The sequence below is a fragment of the Arthrobacter sp. Cr_A7 genome (assembly GCF_029222765.1).
Classification (GTDB): domain Bacteria; phylum Actinomycetota; class Actinomycetes; order Actinomycetales; family Micrococcaceae; genus Arthrobacter.
The window spans coordinates 1-14,637 of the sequence record NZ_JARHXQ010000203.1 but is presented as its reverse complement, the minus strand read 5'-3'; the positions used below and the strand labels follow the sequence as shown (position 1 = coordinate 14,637).

Sequence of the window (14,637 nt, the reverse complement as noted above, 5' to 3'; positions counted from 1 at the left end):
GCGAACACTGGGCAGGGAGTGACCTCGCGTTGCTGTTGTCAGGGGCGGTTTTGGTAGACGTCCGGAATGCCGTCCCGGTCTGCGTCGATCTTCTCCAGCTCCTCGGCGGCGCGGTACTGGCGGTTCCTTGTGCGCAGCACCAGCGTGGACAGTACGGCGGCAAGCAGGGACGCCGTGAGGATTCCCACCTTGGCGTGGTCGTCATGCAGGCTCCCGTGGCCGAAGCTGAGCTCGGCCACCAGCAGTGACACCGTAAAGCCGATGCCTGCCAGGAGCGCCACACCGAAGATATCGATCCACTTGAACGAGCTGTCCAGGCTGGCCCTGGTGGCCTTCGTCAGGACCCAGGTGGTGCCCAGGATGCCGATCGGTTTGCCCAGCACCAGGCCAACGATGATGCCCAGGGCCACCGGGTCCGCGAGCGCTGAGCGCAGGCCTTCCCAGCCGCCCACGGCCACCCCGGCGGAGAAGAACGCGAAGATGGGGACCGCGATGCCGGCGGAGATGGGCCGGAACCGGTGCTCGAAGATTTCGGCCAGACCGGGCCCGGCGTCGGGACCGCTGTTGGCCCGCGAATGGATAACGGGGACGGCAAAGCCCAGCAGCACACCGGCCACCGTGGCGTGGATGCCGGACGCATGCACCAGCGCCCACACAACAACTCCCAGCGGCAGCAGGATGAACCAGGCCGCGGCCGCCTTGCGCCCGAAGAAATGCCGGTACTTCTGGGCCAGGAAGGTGTACAGCGCCAGCGGAACCAGGGCCAGGAGCAGGGGCGTGACCTGGATGTCCGTGGTGTAGAAGAACGCGATGATGCTGATGGCGATAAGGTCGTCCACCACGGCCAGTGTCAGCAGGAAGATCCGCAGTGCGCTGGGCAGGTGGGAACCGATGATGGCCAGCACCGCGACAGCAAAGGCGATGTCCGTGGCGGTGGGGATGGCCCAGCCGCGGAGCGTCTCCGGGCTGGTGAGGTTCACGACGGCGTAGATCGCTGCCGGGACCACCACGCCTCCCGCGGCGGCGGCGACGGGGACGATCGACTTGCTGATCTGCCGCAGGTCCCCGGCCACGAACTCGCGCTTCAGTTCCAGGCCCACCAGGAAGAAGAAGATGGCCAGTAGCCCGTCGGCTGCCCACGCCCCCAGGCTCAGCTCAAGGTGCCAGGGCTCGTAGCCCACCTTGAAGTCGCGGAACGCGAAGTAGCTGTCCGATGCCGGGGAGTTGGCCCAAACCAGTGCGATCACCGCCGCAATCACCAGGAGGGCGCCGCCCACGGTTTCCTTGCGGAGGATCTCGCCGATGCGCAGTGCCTCGGCATAAGAGCCGCGGGACAGGATCGTGGATCCGCGGGGAGCGGCTGGCGGCGGTGTTGATGGCGGCGTGGAGCTCATGAAGGCGTCCTAACATGTGGAGTCGACAAAATCATGCCGACCAGACTTCCCGGCGCACCTTCCGTCCATAGTACGGGCCCTGCCGCCGGCATGAAAATGCCGGATCACGGAAGCGCCGCGGGGGGCAGTGCCGACGGTTCCGGCTAGCTCGCCCGGCGCCGGCCGGCGGGAGAGACCCGGCCCTCGGCCTGGATGGCCCTGACGGCGGTGTCCAGGTAGCTCTGGGTTTCGGCGGAGTTGGCCAGCTGTACCAGCTCCGCGGCCACCACCACGAGCTTGACGTTCCGGTGGCTGCTGGTGCTCACCAGCATCTTGAATGCGTCGTCGGCGCCCATCTTCAGCTGGCCCATGAGGATGCCGCGGGCCTGGTCAATGATGCTGCGGGTGGACGTGGCACCGAGGACGGCGTCGCGGGCGATCTGCTCCGTTTCGCGCTGCAAGGTGGTGGTGAGGTCCACCATGACCCCTTCGATCACGGTGACCACGCCTTCATCGTTCATGATTCCGTCGCCGGAGGTGAGTACCCGCCGGGTCCGTCCGCGGGCGTCAATGATGCGGTGGTACATGCAGAAGTAGCCGCCGGTCTGCGCCACCTGGGCCACGATGGCCTCGCATTTGGGCCGGTCCTCCGGGTGCTTGTGGGCGTACAGCAGGTCCAGGGTGGGGACCACCTCGCCCCGCTGGTATCCGTGCAGCTGGTACATGCCGTCCGACCAGTGGATCTTCATCCCGTCCATGTCCACATGAAAAGTCCCCGCGACGCATTCGTTGTCACCAAGGGCACTCGAAAACGTATAAGGGCCGTTCAGGTCAGTCACGGGGCCACCTCCATGTAGCATCCAGCGCGCCCGCAGCAGGCCTGGTGGCTCCGTGGGCGTTCCTACCAGTATGGCCGGAGCGGGCCGCAGTGGATAGGGCCGGACGCCCGCATGACGGGAACACCCGTCAGAAGCAGGCCAATCAGAGCCTTGACTGCTATACCCCCGGGGGGTATATTGAAGGTGTTGTCAGTGAAGTGGTATGTCCCGGCCGGTGCCCAGCACCGCCTTCACAGCCGTTCAACCCCAGCACCCCGCTTCTCCAGCAAGGAATGCTCCTTCGCCAAGGAATGGAACTGACATGAACCTCGAACACCGCACAGCACTCCCCCTGGCCGCCTCCTCCGGCTGCAGCTGCTGTCCGCCCGCAGGCAGCGCACCCAAGGCCCCTGCCGCCGTCGTCATCCCCCACGGCGCCGCCGAAACACCCGACGCCGAAACACCCGACGCCGACACCCCCGCCCCGACGCTCTCTCACCTTCCGCAGTAATCCGGGCGACGCTCTCTCACTTTTCGCAGTGATCCGGGCGACCCTCTCTCACCTTCCGCGTCGCTTCTGACAGCCGCGACTGTCCTCCGAGGAGGAAACCATGCAAGACCATACCCAGCACCACCATCACGACGACGGCAGCCAGGAAGGCCGTACGCTGACCGAAGCGCACATGCAGTCGGCCCCTGCCGGCCACATACACGGCGCCAGCCATGCGCAGCACAACAGCGATGACCACACCGTCCACACCCATGGGCAGCACGCCGGCCACAGCACCGCGATGTTCAAGAACCGGTTCTGGCTCACGCTGGCACTGTCCGTCCCCGTGGTCTACTTCAGCCCCATGGTGGGCCACATCTTCGGCTACATGGCCCCGATGTTCCCGGGTTCCGCCTGGATCCCGCCCGTCCTGGGAACCGTGATTTTCCTTTACGGCGGGCAACCGTTCGTCAAAGGCGGGCTGCAGGAGCTGAAGGACCGCCGGCCGGGCATGATGCTGCTGATCGCCATGGCGATCACCGTGGCGTTCGCCGCCTCCTGGATCACGAGCCTTGGAATCGGCGGCTTCGACCTCGACTTCTGGTGGGAGCTCGCCCTGCTGGTGGCCATCATGCTGCTGGGCCACTGGATCGAAATGCGGGCGCTGGGATCGGCGCAGGGCGCACTGGACGCCCTGGCCGCGCTGCTGCCCGATGAAGCGGAACGGATCACCGACGGCGGCACGGAGACCGTCGCCGTCTCCGAACTCCGGCCCGATGACCTGGTCCTGGTCCGCTCCGGCGCACGGATGCCGGCCGACGGGACCGTGGTGGACGGGCAGGCCGAGTTCGACGAGTCGATGATCACCGGTGAGTCCAAAACCGTAGCCCGCGGCCCCGGCGACACGGTTGTTGCCGGTACCGTCGCCACGGACACCAGCGTCCGGGTCCGGGTGACCGCCGTGGGTGATGACACCGCCCTCGCCGGGATCCAGCGCCTCGTGGCGGAAGCCCAGGCCTCGTCCTCGCGGGCCCAGGCCCTGGCTGACAGGGCCGCAGCTTTCCTGTTCTACTTCGCCACCGTGGCCGGCGTCCTGACCTTCATCGCCTGGACCCTGCTGGGCAGCGTCCCGGAGGCCGTCACCCGCACCGTCACCGTGCTGGTGATCGCCTGCCCGCACGCCCTGGGCCTGGCCATTCCGCTGGTCATCGCCATCTCCACCGAACAGGCAGCCCGGGCCGGCGTGCTGATCAAGAACCGGATGGCGCTGGAGCGGATGCGGACCATCGACGTTGTCCTCTTCGACAAGACCGGCACCCTCACCACGGGCGCGCCCGAGCTGAAAGACGTGGCCGCCGCGCCCGGCGTGGAGGCCGATGAACTGCTGGCCCTGGCCTCCGCCGTCGAATCCGACAGCGAGCACCCCGTGGCACGGGCCATCGTCCGCGCCGCAGCCCGCCGTGGCCTTGCACTGCCCGCCGCCAGCGGCTTCAGCTCACTGACCGGGCGCGGTGTCCGGGCTACTGTGGACGGCCGGACCGTTCACGTCGGCGGCCCCGCGCTCCTGCGCGAGCTCGCCGCCGTCGAACCTTCCGCACTGGCCACCACCACCCGGGGGTGGATGGACCGCGGTGCCGCCGTCCTGCATGTGATGGACAACGCCGGCCGCGTCCTGGGGGCGGTCAGCCTCGAGGATGCGGTGCGGGCGGAATCGCGGCAGGCCGTTGCGGCGCTGCAGAACCGCGGCATCAAGGTGGCCATGGTCACCGGCGACGCCCGGCAGGTGGCGCAAGCCGTGGCTGCCGACCTGAACATCGACGAGGTGTTCGCCGAGGTACTGCCCGCGGACAAAGACAAGAAGGTGGCCGAACTCCAGGCACGCGGCCTGAAGGTTGCCATGGTGGGCGACGGCGTCAACGACTCCCCGGCGCTGGCACGGGCCGAAGTGGGCATCGCGATCGGCGCCGGCACGGACGTGGCCATGGAGTCCGCCGGCGTGGTGCTGGCCGGCAACGACCCGCGGGCCGTGCTGTCCATGGTGGACCTGTCCCGGGCGAGCTACCGGAAGATGTGGCAAAACCTGGTGTGGGCCACCGGCTACAACGTCCTGTCCGTGCCGTTGGCCGCGGGCGTCCTGGCATTCGCCGGGATTGTCCTCTCCCCTGCGGCCGGTGCCGTGCTGATGTCCGCGTCCACCATCGTGGTGGCGCTGAACGCCCAGCTGCTCCGGCGCCTGAAACTGAACCCCGCGGCGGTACGTTAGACAGAACGCCCCATCACCTTCCGCCGCTATTCACGCAACGCCCCATCACCCGTGGTCACCTGACCCGACCTGCCGAAAGGAGGAACCGCCAATGCCTGGATCCATGCACGGCGTGGCGGCCCTCCTGGGCAGGGCCACAGTGCTGGCAGGTCTTTTGGTGATCGTGGCCGGAATCCTCGGCATGCACGTGATGACGGCCAGCCATTCTGCGCACGCGTCGCACCCCGTTACTCACGGAACAGTGGTGCAGGATGCCGACGCCCCGCGTGACCACAGCTCTGCACCGCGGCACACCGCTGCGCACTACTCCACGGACGCGCACCCTGCTGCAGACCGCCCGGGGCACGCGGCGCAGCCAAGCCTTGCACCGCCGTCGTGCGAAGGTTCCTGCTCGGGAATGCATACCTCCGGTACGTCTTGCGTCCCGCTGGCCAAGGCCGGATCGCTCACCGTCGCCCCTCCCGAGCGATCCGTCGCCGCCGCCCCGGTCCCTGCGGGTCGCCTCGGTGGGGCAAGCATTTACTCGTACGTCCCGGCGAGCCCCACGCCCTGCGAACTGTCCATCAGCCGGACGTAAAGCGGACTGCGCAGCGTGCTCCAGCACGCAATTAACGACCCAGTCCAGTTACTTTCCTGAAGGACATTTCACGTGAACAAGAAGATCAAAGCCCTGTCCATTGCTGCCGTCCTGGCAGCCTCGCTCGGCCTTGCCGGGTGCGCCGCCGACTCCGGAAATCCCGGCAGCAACGGCATGCACGGCAGCGGCCATGCCAGCTCCAGCCCGATGTCCAGCATGATGCCGGATGCCGGCGCCGAGCATAACCAGGCGGACATCATGTTCGCCCAGATGATGATTCCGCACCACGCCCAGGCCGTGGAGATGAGCGACATCGTCCTGGCGAAGCCGGGCCTGCCCGCGGAGATCACGGCCCTGGCAACCAAAATCAAGGATGCCCAGGCCCCGGAAATCGAGACCATGACCGGCTGGCTCAAAAGCTGGAACGCGCCCGTGATGGGTGACCACTCCGGGCACGGGATGTCCGGCATGGTGGACGACGACGGTATCGATAAGCTCAAAGCCGCGTCGGGAGCGGACGCCGTGCGGCTGTTCCTGGAGCAGATGATCGGGCACCACGAAGGAGCCGTTGACATGGCACAACAGGAGATCGGCGCCGGCAAGTACCCCGAATCCATCCAGCTCGCCCGCGATATTGTCGCGGCCCAGGAATCCGAGATCGCCGAGATGAAGGAACTCCTGGCCGGCCTCTGACCGGCCCTACCCCCGGACGCTCTCTCACCTTTTGCATCATTCCGGGCGACGCTCTCTCACTTTCGAGAAGAAAGCGAGAGAGCGTTGCTGCTTAACCTGCGAAAGGTGAGAGAGCGTCGGAGCGGCGCAAACAGGGTCAGGCGTCCCGGCTTTTGACGTGTTCGGGGAGGACGCCGATGCCGATGAAGCGGGCGGTGAAGCGGCGCAGCAGTGGTGAGGCCGCCCGGAGAAGCCGAACCGCCCAGCGGGGCGCGATCCGGCTGCCGGTGGTTGCCCTGACGATCACTCTGTGGGCGTTGCGTTGCAGCCGCTGCATGACCTTCACTGGCCATTCCCGCCGCCGTTGCACCCGGGCGAGTGTCGCCGTCGGAACCGCTCCGGCCGCGAGGTCTGCAGCGATGGCGTTGGATAGGGCCACCGCGTCCTGGATCGCGAAGTTCACGCCGACGCCGAACACTGGGGACATTGCGTGGGCGGCATCGCCGATCGCGATGAACCCGGGACGGTACCAGCGCCGGAGCCGGTTGATCTGGACGGTCAGCAGCTTGACCTGCTCCCAGTCGGTGAGGCTGCCGACCACCGGCCGCAGTACGGGCGCAGCGTGGGTGATCTGCTCGCGAAGGCCTTCGATTCCCGCGCCGCGAAGCTGGTCAAAACCGCCTTTCCGAATGACCATGCCCGATTGGTATCTGTCGCCGCGGTCAATCGTCAGGACCATCCCCCGCCGGGACAGGTATCCCAGGGTAGGGGGCGGCGCCTCCGGCGGTTTGGGAAGGCCGAACCACAGCACGTCGATGGGCACCCCGAACTCCTCCGGAACCATCCCGGCAGCGGCACGGAGGGCCGAAGCGCGTCCGTCGGCGGCAACGGTGAGGGTTGCGCGGATTTCAAGCGGACCGCCAGGTGATGTGGCCCGCACCCCGCGCACCTGGCCGTCCTCGATGATCAGCCCGGTGGCCTCGGTGAGCATGCGCAGCTCGAAGTTGGGAAACGCCGCCACCTCGCGGGCCAGGAAGTTCAGGAAGTCCCACTGGGGCGCGAGGACCAGGAAGTTGTCAGGCGCCGGAAGGGTGGAGAAGTCCACGATGGTGAGGCGCTGGCCGTCAATCACCGCGTCCATGGTCGGCAGGCGGGTGAGCGGCAGTTCCAGGAACTTTTCCCTGAGCCCGAGTTCGCCGAGAAGGGTCACCGTGGAGGGGTGCACGGTGTCACCACGGAAGTCCCGCAAAAAGTCCGCATGCTTCTCAAGCACGGTGACACGCAGGCCGGCGCGCGCGAGCAGGTAACCGAGCACCATGCCCGCCGGCCCGCCGCCGGAAATCACGCAGTCGCGTTCGATACGGCTTGCAGTCATGTCATGGTGCCTTTCTCCGCATACTCCATGGTGCTGGGATGGCAAATGAATTGGTAGTGCGAGAGGATCGGGGAAAAAGCTGCGAAAGGTGATAGAGCGTCGCTGGTTTAGCCGCAGGAGGTGATAGAGCGTCCGCGGTTTAGTCGCGAAAGGTGATAGAGCGTCGGGGTGTGGCGGGCCGCAGGATATGAGGGGGCGTTGGGGCGGGGCGTGTTAAGTTGAAATGCACGGGCTGAACGGTCCGTGCACCGGCTGGGAAAAGAGAAATCTCCTTGGATACATCCGCACCAGTAAGAATCCTGACCGTCTGCACCGGCAACATCTGCCGCTCCCCCGTGGCCGAGCGGCTGCTGCAGGCAGGGCTCAACCAGGTGGTGCCGGGCGGCTTCCAGGTGACCAGCGCGGGCACGCGGGCCATGGTGGGCGATCCCATGCAGCCCATCTCGGCCGACATTGTCCGCACCTTCGGCGGCGACCCGGAGAACTTCGTGGCCCGCCAGCTGAGCCCGAAGATCCTGCGCGGGGTGGACCTGGTGCTCACCATGACCTCCGGGCACCGCGGCGAAGTGCTGCAGCTGGACGCGTCGCTGCTGAAGCGGACGTTCACCATCCGGGAGTTCGCCCGCATGCTCGACGTCCTGGACACCCGCGCTGAGGCCGCTGCAGGCCCACCCGTTGCGGAGGAGTACGACGACGGCGACTGGCTGGGTGCCAACGCCGCCTTCTGGCGGGGCTTGCCGGCCCGGGCCGCCGGGGTGCGGCACCTCGCCCTGCCGGCCGACGCCATCGACAACGACATCGTGGACCCCTACCGGCGCGCGCCGGAGGTGTACCGGCAGATGGAGGACGAGATGGCCCCCGCCATCGTTTCCATCCTCCGCCACGCCCGCCTTAACGCCCCGGTTCGCGGGAACGCGTCCACCACGCTGTAACGTTCCGGCGTCCACGCTCCGTTCCCGCGTTCTCGGCGGCACCCCGGCGGACGGGAAAACATCGTGTTGGCTGCCCACAATGCCATTGCGGGAGTCTCTCTCGCACTCCCAGGTGACAGTTTGGATAAGTCTGTAGCCAACGGGGGGTTGGTGGGCGGACACTGATCCCACCCAACACGATGAGGTGACGGCACCATGAGCATGCCAGGCGGTTCTGACCCATCCGGGGCCACGGGACCCGGCCCTTCCGACACGCATCCGCACGGCCTCGCATGGGTGGCCCACGGTCGGCGGCGCTGGATCGCGGCACTGCTGGCGCTGGTGCTGGCGGCAGCGGCCGTCGTCGCAGTCGTCAGCCTGAACCGCGCCGGGTCCGAAGCCCAGCCGGCGGCCACCCAAACGCAAAGCGAAACACCCAGCCCCACGCCGTCGGAGACGCCGACGGAAACCACCCCCGCGCCTCCGCCGCCTCCACCGCCGCCTCCTCCAATCCCGGAGCTGCCCGCTGCACCCATGAACGTGCTGGTGATCGGCAGCGACATGCGTGGAAATGCGAGGGAGGCAGCAGCCCACACGGCGGCAACGGGCCAACCCCAGGACCAGCGCGCCGACACCCTGATGGTGGTCCATGTCCCGGCTGACCGGAGGTCGCTCTATGTCGTCTCGATCAACAGGGACACGTGGGTGGATATCCCCGGTTTCGGCGGGGCCAAGATCAACTCGGGCCTGCAGTACGGCGGCATCGACATGCAGACCGCCGCCGTCCAGTCGCTGCTGGGGATCGCCATCGACCACACCCTGATGATGGACTTCCACGGGCTCAAGGTCCTGGTCGACGGGCTTGGGGGGATCGATGTCAACGTGCCCATCGCATTCCAGTCCACGCACGATACCGGGCACGTCTTCGCCGCCGGCGTGAACCATTTGGATGGGCAGTCCGCGCTTGAGTTCTCGCGGGAACGGTACGCGTTCGTGGACGGCGACTTCCAGCGGGTCCGCAACCAGCAGATCCTGCTCCGCGCCATCCTGGCCCGGCTCACCGCCGGCGGCGCCCTGAACGACGTCAACGCCGTCCGCGGGCTGGTGGACTTCGCCTCCTGCTGCCTTACCGTGGACAGGGCTTTTGACCCGGTCCAGGCCGCCATCCTCGCTTACAGCCTCCGCAACCTGGACGTGAATGCGATCGGCACCATGACCCTCCCGACGGCGGGTGCCGGGTTTGTTGCCGGGCAGTCCGTGCTGTTCCCCGATTACGGTGGCGTCGCAGCCGTCGGCGCGGCACTGCGGGAAGGCCGGATCGCCGAGTTCGCGAGGCCGTAAGACTATAGCCAGTGCAGTGAGCGCCGGGTTCAGTGCGCAGGGACTGTCCCTGCGCAGCGAGCCCGGGCTTCACTGCGCATGGGCGCCCGCCTCTGGGCCCGCACCGCTGTTCAACCCGGGCTTACCGGCCGTTCACCCGCGGGAAAGGATCCGTGCGCCGGGCGGCGACAGCCTGAGGGCATGACGTCGAACTCCCGTACTGAAATTTCCCGCCGCACCATCGTCAAGGGCTCCGTCCTCGCCGCCGCCCTGGCCTCCGTTCCGGCCGCCACCCAGGCACAGACCACCCGCCAGTCCCCCGCCGGCGTGGCGCTGGTCCGCAACCGGCTCACCCTTCCCAGCGGCATCGCCACCGGGGACGTGACGTCGGATTCGGCCGTGCTGTGGTCGCGTGCCTCCGGCACCGGCCGGATGACCGCCGTCCTGCGGGCAGTGAACGACGGCGGGGAGATCCTGCGCGGGCGGGGCGCCTTTGAGCGCACCCTCCGCGGCCCGCGGGCCACCCAGGCGTCCGACTTCACGGCCAAGATCCATGCCGGGAACCTCCCGTCCAACACCCGGTTCGCGCTCGAGATCAGCTTCGAGGACGACGGCGGCGCGGCCGGCGAGACGGTCCGCGGAACCTTCCGCACGGCCCCCGACGCCGGGACGTACAACGGCAAGGGCCGCACCGGCGGGACGAGCGCTGGCGGCGACGTCCCGCCGTCGTCCGCCCAAAGCTTTGTGTGGACCGGCGACACCGCCGGCCAAGGCCTGGGGCATCAACGAGGACATCGGCGGGATGCGCGGCTACCGCGCCATGCACCAGACGCGGCCGGACTTCTTCATCCACTCGGGCGACACCGTCTATGCTGACGGGCCGCTAACCGAAACCGTGGTGGAGAAGGACGGGCAGGTGTGGCGGAACCTCGTCACGGAGGAGGTGTCCAAGGTGGCCGAAACGCTCACCGAATACCGCGGCCGGCACCGTTACAACTCGATGGACGCCAACATGCGCGCGATGTTCGCCGACGTGCCCGTCATCGCCAACTGGGACGACCACGAGACCACCAACAACTGGTACCCCGGCGAAATCCTGGACGACCCCCGGTATACCGTCCGCGACGTCAACACCCTCGCCGCCCGCGGCCGGCAGGCCTGGCAGGAGAACATGCCGATCGCGGACTCCGCCGCGCTGTGGCGGCCGGGAACGTTCGACGACGCCGGCCAGTACCAGCCCGCCCGCATCTACCGGAAGATTTCCCGCGGCCCGCAGCTGGACATCTTCTGCCTGGACATGCGCACGTTCAAATCCCCCAACACGGACGGCAAGGAGCCGTACGCCACGTCCATCCTGGGGCAGGAGCAGGTGGACTGGCTGATCCGTGAGGTGTCGGCGTCGAAGGCCACCTGGAAGGTCATCGCCGCGGACCTGCCGCTGGGCATCATCGTTCCAGACGGTGCCGTCAACCAGGAGAGCCTGGCGAACCGCGACGCCGGTGCGCCGCTGGGCCGTGAGCTGGAGATCGCCGGGGTGCTCAGCGCATTCAAGCGGAACCGCGTGAAGAACGTGGTGTGGCTGACCGCCGACGTCCACTACTGCGCCGCCCACCACTACTCGCCCGAGCGCGCTGCCTTCACCGACTTCGATCCGTTCTGGGAGTTTGTGGCCGGCCCCATCGCGGCCGGGTCCTTCGGCCCGAACGCCATGGACGGCACGTTCGGTCCCGAGGTGGTGTTCTCCAAGGCCGGCCGTTTCCCGGGCGAATCGCCGCGCGACGGCGAGAACCAGTTCTTCGGGCACGTCCAGCTGGATGACGACACCTTCACCGTGAGCCTGCGCAACGCCAACGGAGCCACGGTGTTCTCCAAGGTGCTGACGCCGGAGCGGTAGCCGCGGCGAACCGCCGTCGTCCGTTTATTTTTCCGGCCCCGTGGGTACGCCGCTGGTAGTGTTCCTGCATTCGGCAAGGCAAGCGGACGGGGTGGTTTTCGTGAACGACGACGGGCTGACACAGGCAGTGCAGGAGGCCGGCGCGGTGGAGCTGCTGCTGATCCGGCACGGCGAGAGCGAAGGCAACGTTGCCGCCACGGAGGCGCGGCTGGCGGGGGCGGAAGTCATCGATGTGCCCGCCCGTGATGCGGACGTGAACCTGTCCGATACCGGGCGGGACCAGGCCAAGGCGCTGGGGACGGCGCTGGCCCGGATCGCCGAGGAGTTCCGGCCGGATGCTGTTTTCTCCTCCCCTTACGCACGGGCACTGCAGACGGCGGAGATCGCGGTGGAAACTGCGGGCTGGCGTGCGAAAGTGCGGACCGACGAACGGCTGCGGGACCGTGAACTGGGCATCCTGGACCGGCTCACCCGGCGGGGCGTCGAGGCGCGTTACCCGGAGGAAGCCGAGCGCCGGGAGTGGCTGGGCAAGCTGTACTACCGGCCCCCGGGCGGGGAATCCTGGGCCGACGTGGCCCTCCGGCTGCGCTCGGTCCTGGACGAACTGAACAACCTCGGCACCGGGCACCGGGTCATGCTCGTGTGCCACGACGCCGTGATCCTGCTGTTCAGGTACGTCCTGGAAGGCATGACTGAACGGGAAATCCTTGACCTCGCGGCCAGCACCTCGGTCCTCAACGCGTCCCTGACACGCTACGTGCGCCCGTCCGGCGAGGGACCATGGACGCTTGAGAGCTTCAACGTGGCGGACCACCTGGCCGAACAGGGTGTCACAGTCACCGAGCATGCGGGGGACTCCAGTGTCCACCCGAAGTGATTCCGGTTCCCCTACCCTTGTGACCCCGTCGCTGCTGCGGGACTGGCCACTGCCTGCGCCGGGCGAGGACAAATACTCGCGCGGTTCGGTGCTGGTGATCGGCGGGGCCCGGGCAACGCCGGGGGCTGCCCTGCTCGCCGGTACCGCAGCCTTGCGTGCGGGTGCCGGAAAGCTGACACTGGCCGTTGCGGAATCCGTGGCGGCGCAGGTGGGGGTTGCGCTGCCCGAATGCGGGGCCATGGGACTGCCGGAAACTGCCGACGGGTCCGTGACGGGCGAGGGCCTGGACCGCATCTCGTCGTACCTTGAGCGTGCCGATGCAATTCTTATTGGCCCGGGGCTGGACGACCCGGACCTCGCGGAGGAGATGCTGCGGTTGCTCCTGGAGCGGGAGGAATCCGACGGCGGGCCGGACGGCTCTGGAGGTCCCGCCGTCGTACTCGATGCCTACGCCCTGGGCGGCCTGGTCAAGCTCGAAGATCAGCTGGAGCCGTGGCGGGGCCGGCTGATCCTGACGCCGAATCCCAAAGAGGCGGCGGTCCTGCTGGGGCGGGACATCGAGGACCTGGAAGCCGATGTGGCGTCGGTGGCCCGCCGGTTCGACGCCGTGGTGAGCTGCCAGGGCCTGATTGCGCGGCCGCCCGGCGACGCTCCCGAGGAATCCGAGATGTGGAAGATCACCACCGGGTACGGCGGGCTGGGGACTTCCGGCAGCGGTGATGTTCTGGCCGGTGCCATCGCCGGATTGCGGGCCCGCGGAACCAGCGGCGCCCAGGCCGCGTGCTGGGGGACGCATCTGCATGCCGCGGCCGCCGACCGCCTGGCCAGCCGCCTGGGACCGCTCGGCTTCCTGGCCCGCGAACTCGCCGACGAACTTCCCGCACTGATGCTTGAACTCAACACCTGACGCCCCCTCACGAAAGCAACGCGGGGTCACTTTTGGCCCCATATCCCGACCGTATTGGGCCGGACCTGACCCCGCGTTGCGTTCTCCCGCCGCGTTCAACATGCAGATGGCCCCCGGACGAATCCGGGGGCCACCGTATCGGGAAGTTCAGGCGTAACCTGCCGGTGCGCGTAAGCGCTGTGGCGTGCTCAGAATGGCCATCCGCCCAAAGAGGCAGTCAACAATCAGTACCCGACGTCCCGATTCTGGGGTCGAAACTATGCGGCAATCTCTTGCTTTGCCCCCTTCGTTTCGATCTCGATCTTGCGCGGCTTGGCCTTCTCGGCGACAGGAATCCGCAGCGTCAGGACACCGGCGTCGTAGCTGGCCTTGACGTTGTCCGTATCCAGGGTGTCCCCGAGGATCAGCTGGCGGCTGAACACGCCGCGCGGCCGCTCAGAGGCGATCAACTCGGTGTCCTTGCCCGCGGGGTCCGGACGCTCGGCCCGTACCGTCAGGACATTCCGTTCCACATCCAGATCCACTGAATCCGCTGCGACGCCGGGCAGATCAAAGGCGACAACAAATTCCTGGCCCTCACGCCATGCGTCCATCGGCATGGCTGCCGGACGCGCTGCCGTACCGAGGACCTGCTGGGCCAGCCTGTCCAGCTCGCGGAACGGATCGGTTCGCATCAACATGGCTTCCCTCCTCGTAAGAGACGGTCCAACACATTTTTGGTTACCAGCCGATCTGTATTGGCTGATATAGATTTTTTAGCACCGCAGAAGGAGATCCGCAAGCGGTCAGGCAGAGAATTTTCGGAAGATTTTTCGGCGGCTGCAGACATGGCTGAGGGGCCCTTCAGCGTGCGTGAAGAGCCCCTCGAAAGCGCGTTTCTAGCTCCTGGTCGGGTCCGGGCGGAGCGGTGCAGGACCGGGGTCCGGCACCGGCAGCGGGCCCGGCGGCTCGGGAGTGGGGAACGGATTCGGAGCCGGCGGCCCCGGATGGCCAGGCTGGGTGGGATCAGGAGATGGCCCGGGCTCGGGCGGGAACGGCTCAGGTTCGTGCACTGGCGGGATGGTCATAAACTTCCCCTCTCACGCTGGGCGGATGTGCCTTGGCGTGAACAGGATACGCCTGCCGCCTGAACCCCACTAGGGCAGGTACGACGGCGGTGC

12 protein-coding genes and 1 pseudogene are annotated in these 14,637 nt (G+C 67.6%); 9 read left to right on the top strand and 4 right to left on the bottom strand.

Annotated elements, in window-relative coordinates:
• Positions 1-38 precede the first annotated feature (38 nt).
• Both nhaA and P2Q66_RS11785 read right to left on the bottom strand, forming a co-directional pair.
• Positions 39-1,394, bottom strand: coding sequence for a Na+/H+ antiporter NhaA (gene nhaA, locus P2Q66_RS11790; RefSeq protein WP_275728248.1), 1,356 nt, complete (start codon positions 1,392-1,394; stop codon positions 39-41).
• Positions 1,395-1,537: 143 nt separating this feature from the next.
• Positions 1,538-2,212, bottom strand: a complete 675-nt coding sequence (locus P2Q66_RS11785) for a PAS and ANTAR domain-containing protein (protein WP_258868551.1) — start codon at positions 2,210-2,212, stop codon at positions 1,538-1,540.
• A gap of 301 nt (positions 2,213-2,513) precedes the next feature.
• On the opposite strand from P2Q66_RS11785, the gene P2Q66_RS11780 reads away from it, so the two are divergent.
• The 4 genes from P2Q66_RS11780 (at position 2,514) to P2Q66_RS11765 (ending at position 6,214) form a co-directional block, all read left to right on the top strand.
• Complete coding sequence (locus P2Q66_RS11780) at positions 2,514-2,702, top strand: hypothetical protein (protein WP_275728244.1); 189 nt, start codon at positions 2,514-2,516, stop codon at positions 2,700-2,702.
• 100 nt (positions 2,703-2,802) lie between these two features.
• Positions 2,803-4,944, top strand: coding sequence for a heavy metal translocating P-type ATPase (locus tag P2Q66_RS11775; RefSeq protein ID WP_275728242.1), 2,142 nt, complete (start codon positions 2,803-2,805; stop codon positions 4,942-4,944).
• Positions 4,945-5,035: 91 nt separating this feature from the next.
• Positions 5,036-5,521, top strand: a complete 486-nt coding sequence (locus tag P2Q66_RS11770; RefSeq protein WP_275728241.1) for a hypothetical protein — start codon at positions 5,036-5,038, stop codon at positions 5,519-5,521.
• A gap of 72 nt (positions 5,522-5,593) precedes the next feature.
• Positions 5,594-6,214 (top strand): DUF305 domain-containing protein, encoded by a 621-nt coding sequence (locus P2Q66_RS11765; RefSeq protein WP_275728239.1) that lies wholly within the window; start codon positions 5,594-5,596, stop codon positions 6,212-6,214.
• Positions 6,215-6,350: 136 nt separating this feature from the next.
• On the opposite strand, the gene P2Q66_RS11760 is transcribed toward P2Q66_RS11765, so the two are convergent.
• The gene (locus tag P2Q66_RS11760) at positions 6,351-7,568 is read right to left on the bottom strand and encodes an FAD-dependent oxidoreductase (protein WP_275728238.1); all 1,218 of its coding nucleotides are present in this window, start codon (positions 7,566-7,568) and stop codon (positions 6,351-6,353) included.
• A 272-nt stretch (positions 7,569-7,840) separates the two neighbouring features.
• Between P2Q66_RS11760 and P2Q66_RS11755 the strand changes: the two genes are divergently transcribed.
• The 5 genes and pseudogenes from P2Q66_RS11755 (at position 7,841) to P2Q66_RS11735 (ending at position 13,477) form a co-directional block, all read left to right on the top strand.
• Positions 7,841-8,500 (top strand): low molecular weight phosphatase family protein, encoded by a 660-nt coding sequence (locus P2Q66_RS11755; protein WP_275728237.1) that lies wholly within the window; start codon positions 7,841-7,843, stop codon positions 8,498-8,500.
• A gap of 195 nt (positions 8,501-8,695) precedes the next feature.
• The gene (locus tag P2Q66_RS11750; protein WP_275728234.1) at positions 8,696-9,820 is read left to right on the top strand and encodes an LCP family protein; all 1,125 of its coding nucleotides are present in this window, start codon (positions 8,696-8,698) and stop codon (positions 9,818-9,820) included.
• 180 nt (positions 9,821-10,000) lie between these two features.
• Positions 10,001-11,693, top strand: a pseudogene (locus P2Q66_RS11745) (alkaline phosphatase D family protein).
• A 91-nt stretch (positions 11,694-11,784) separates the two neighbouring features.
• Positions 11,785-12,570 carry a histidine phosphatase family protein gene (locus P2Q66_RS11740; protein ID WP_275728233.1) on the top strand — a complete coding sequence of 262 codons (786 nt, stop codon included), beginning with the start codon at positions 11,785-11,787 and terminating at the stop codon, positions 12,568-12,570.
• Positions 12,554-13,477, top strand: coding sequence for an NAD(P)H-hydrate dehydratase (locus P2Q66_RS11735; protein WP_275728231.1), 924 nt, complete (start codon positions 12,554-12,556; stop codon positions 13,475-13,477). Before P2Q66_RS11740 ends, P2Q66_RS11735 begins: the two co-directional genes overlap by 17 nt.
• Before the next feature lie 257 nt (positions 13,478-13,734).
• Here P2Q66_RS11735 and P2Q66_RS11730 read toward each other — a convergent pair whose 3' ends face one another.
• Positions 13,735-14,157 (bottom strand): Hsp20 family protein, encoded by a 423-nt coding sequence (locus tag P2Q66_RS11730; protein WP_079597450.1) that lies wholly within the window; start codon positions 14,155-14,157, stop codon positions 13,735-13,737.
• Between the last annotated feature and the right edge of the window lie 480 nt (positions 14,158-14,637).

Excerpts from the sequence above, each read along its gene's own strand:
- P2Q66_RS11780 (WP_275728244.1), top strand. The coding sequence starts at position 2,514 with ATGAACCTCGAACACCGCACAGCACTCCCCCTGGCCGCCTCCTCCGGC.
- P2Q66_RS11770 (WP_275728241.1), top strand. The coding sequence starts at position 5,036 with ATGCCTGGATCCATGCACGGCGTGGCGGCCCTCCTGGGCAGGGCCACA.
- P2Q66_RS11760 (WP_275728238.1), bottom strand. The coding sequence starts at position 7,568 with ATGACTGCAAGCCGTATCGAACGCGACTGCGTGATTTCCGGCGGCGGG.
- P2Q66_RS11730 (WP_079597450.1), bottom strand. The coding sequence starts at position 14,157 with ATGTTGATGCGAACCGATCCGTTCCGCGAGCTGGACAGGCTGGCCCAG.
- nhaA (WP_275728248.1), bottom strand. The coding sequence starts at position 1,394 with ATGAGCTCCACGCCGCCATCAACACCGCCGCCAGCCGCTCCCCGCGGA.
- P2Q66_RS11775 (WP_275728242.1), top strand. The coding sequence starts at position 2,803 with ATGCAAGACCATACCCAGCACCACCATCACGACGACGGCAGCCAGGAA.
- P2Q66_RS11750 (WP_275728234.1), top strand. The coding sequence starts at position 8,696 with ATGAGCATGCCAGGCGGTTCTGACCCATCCGGGGCCACGGGACCCGGC.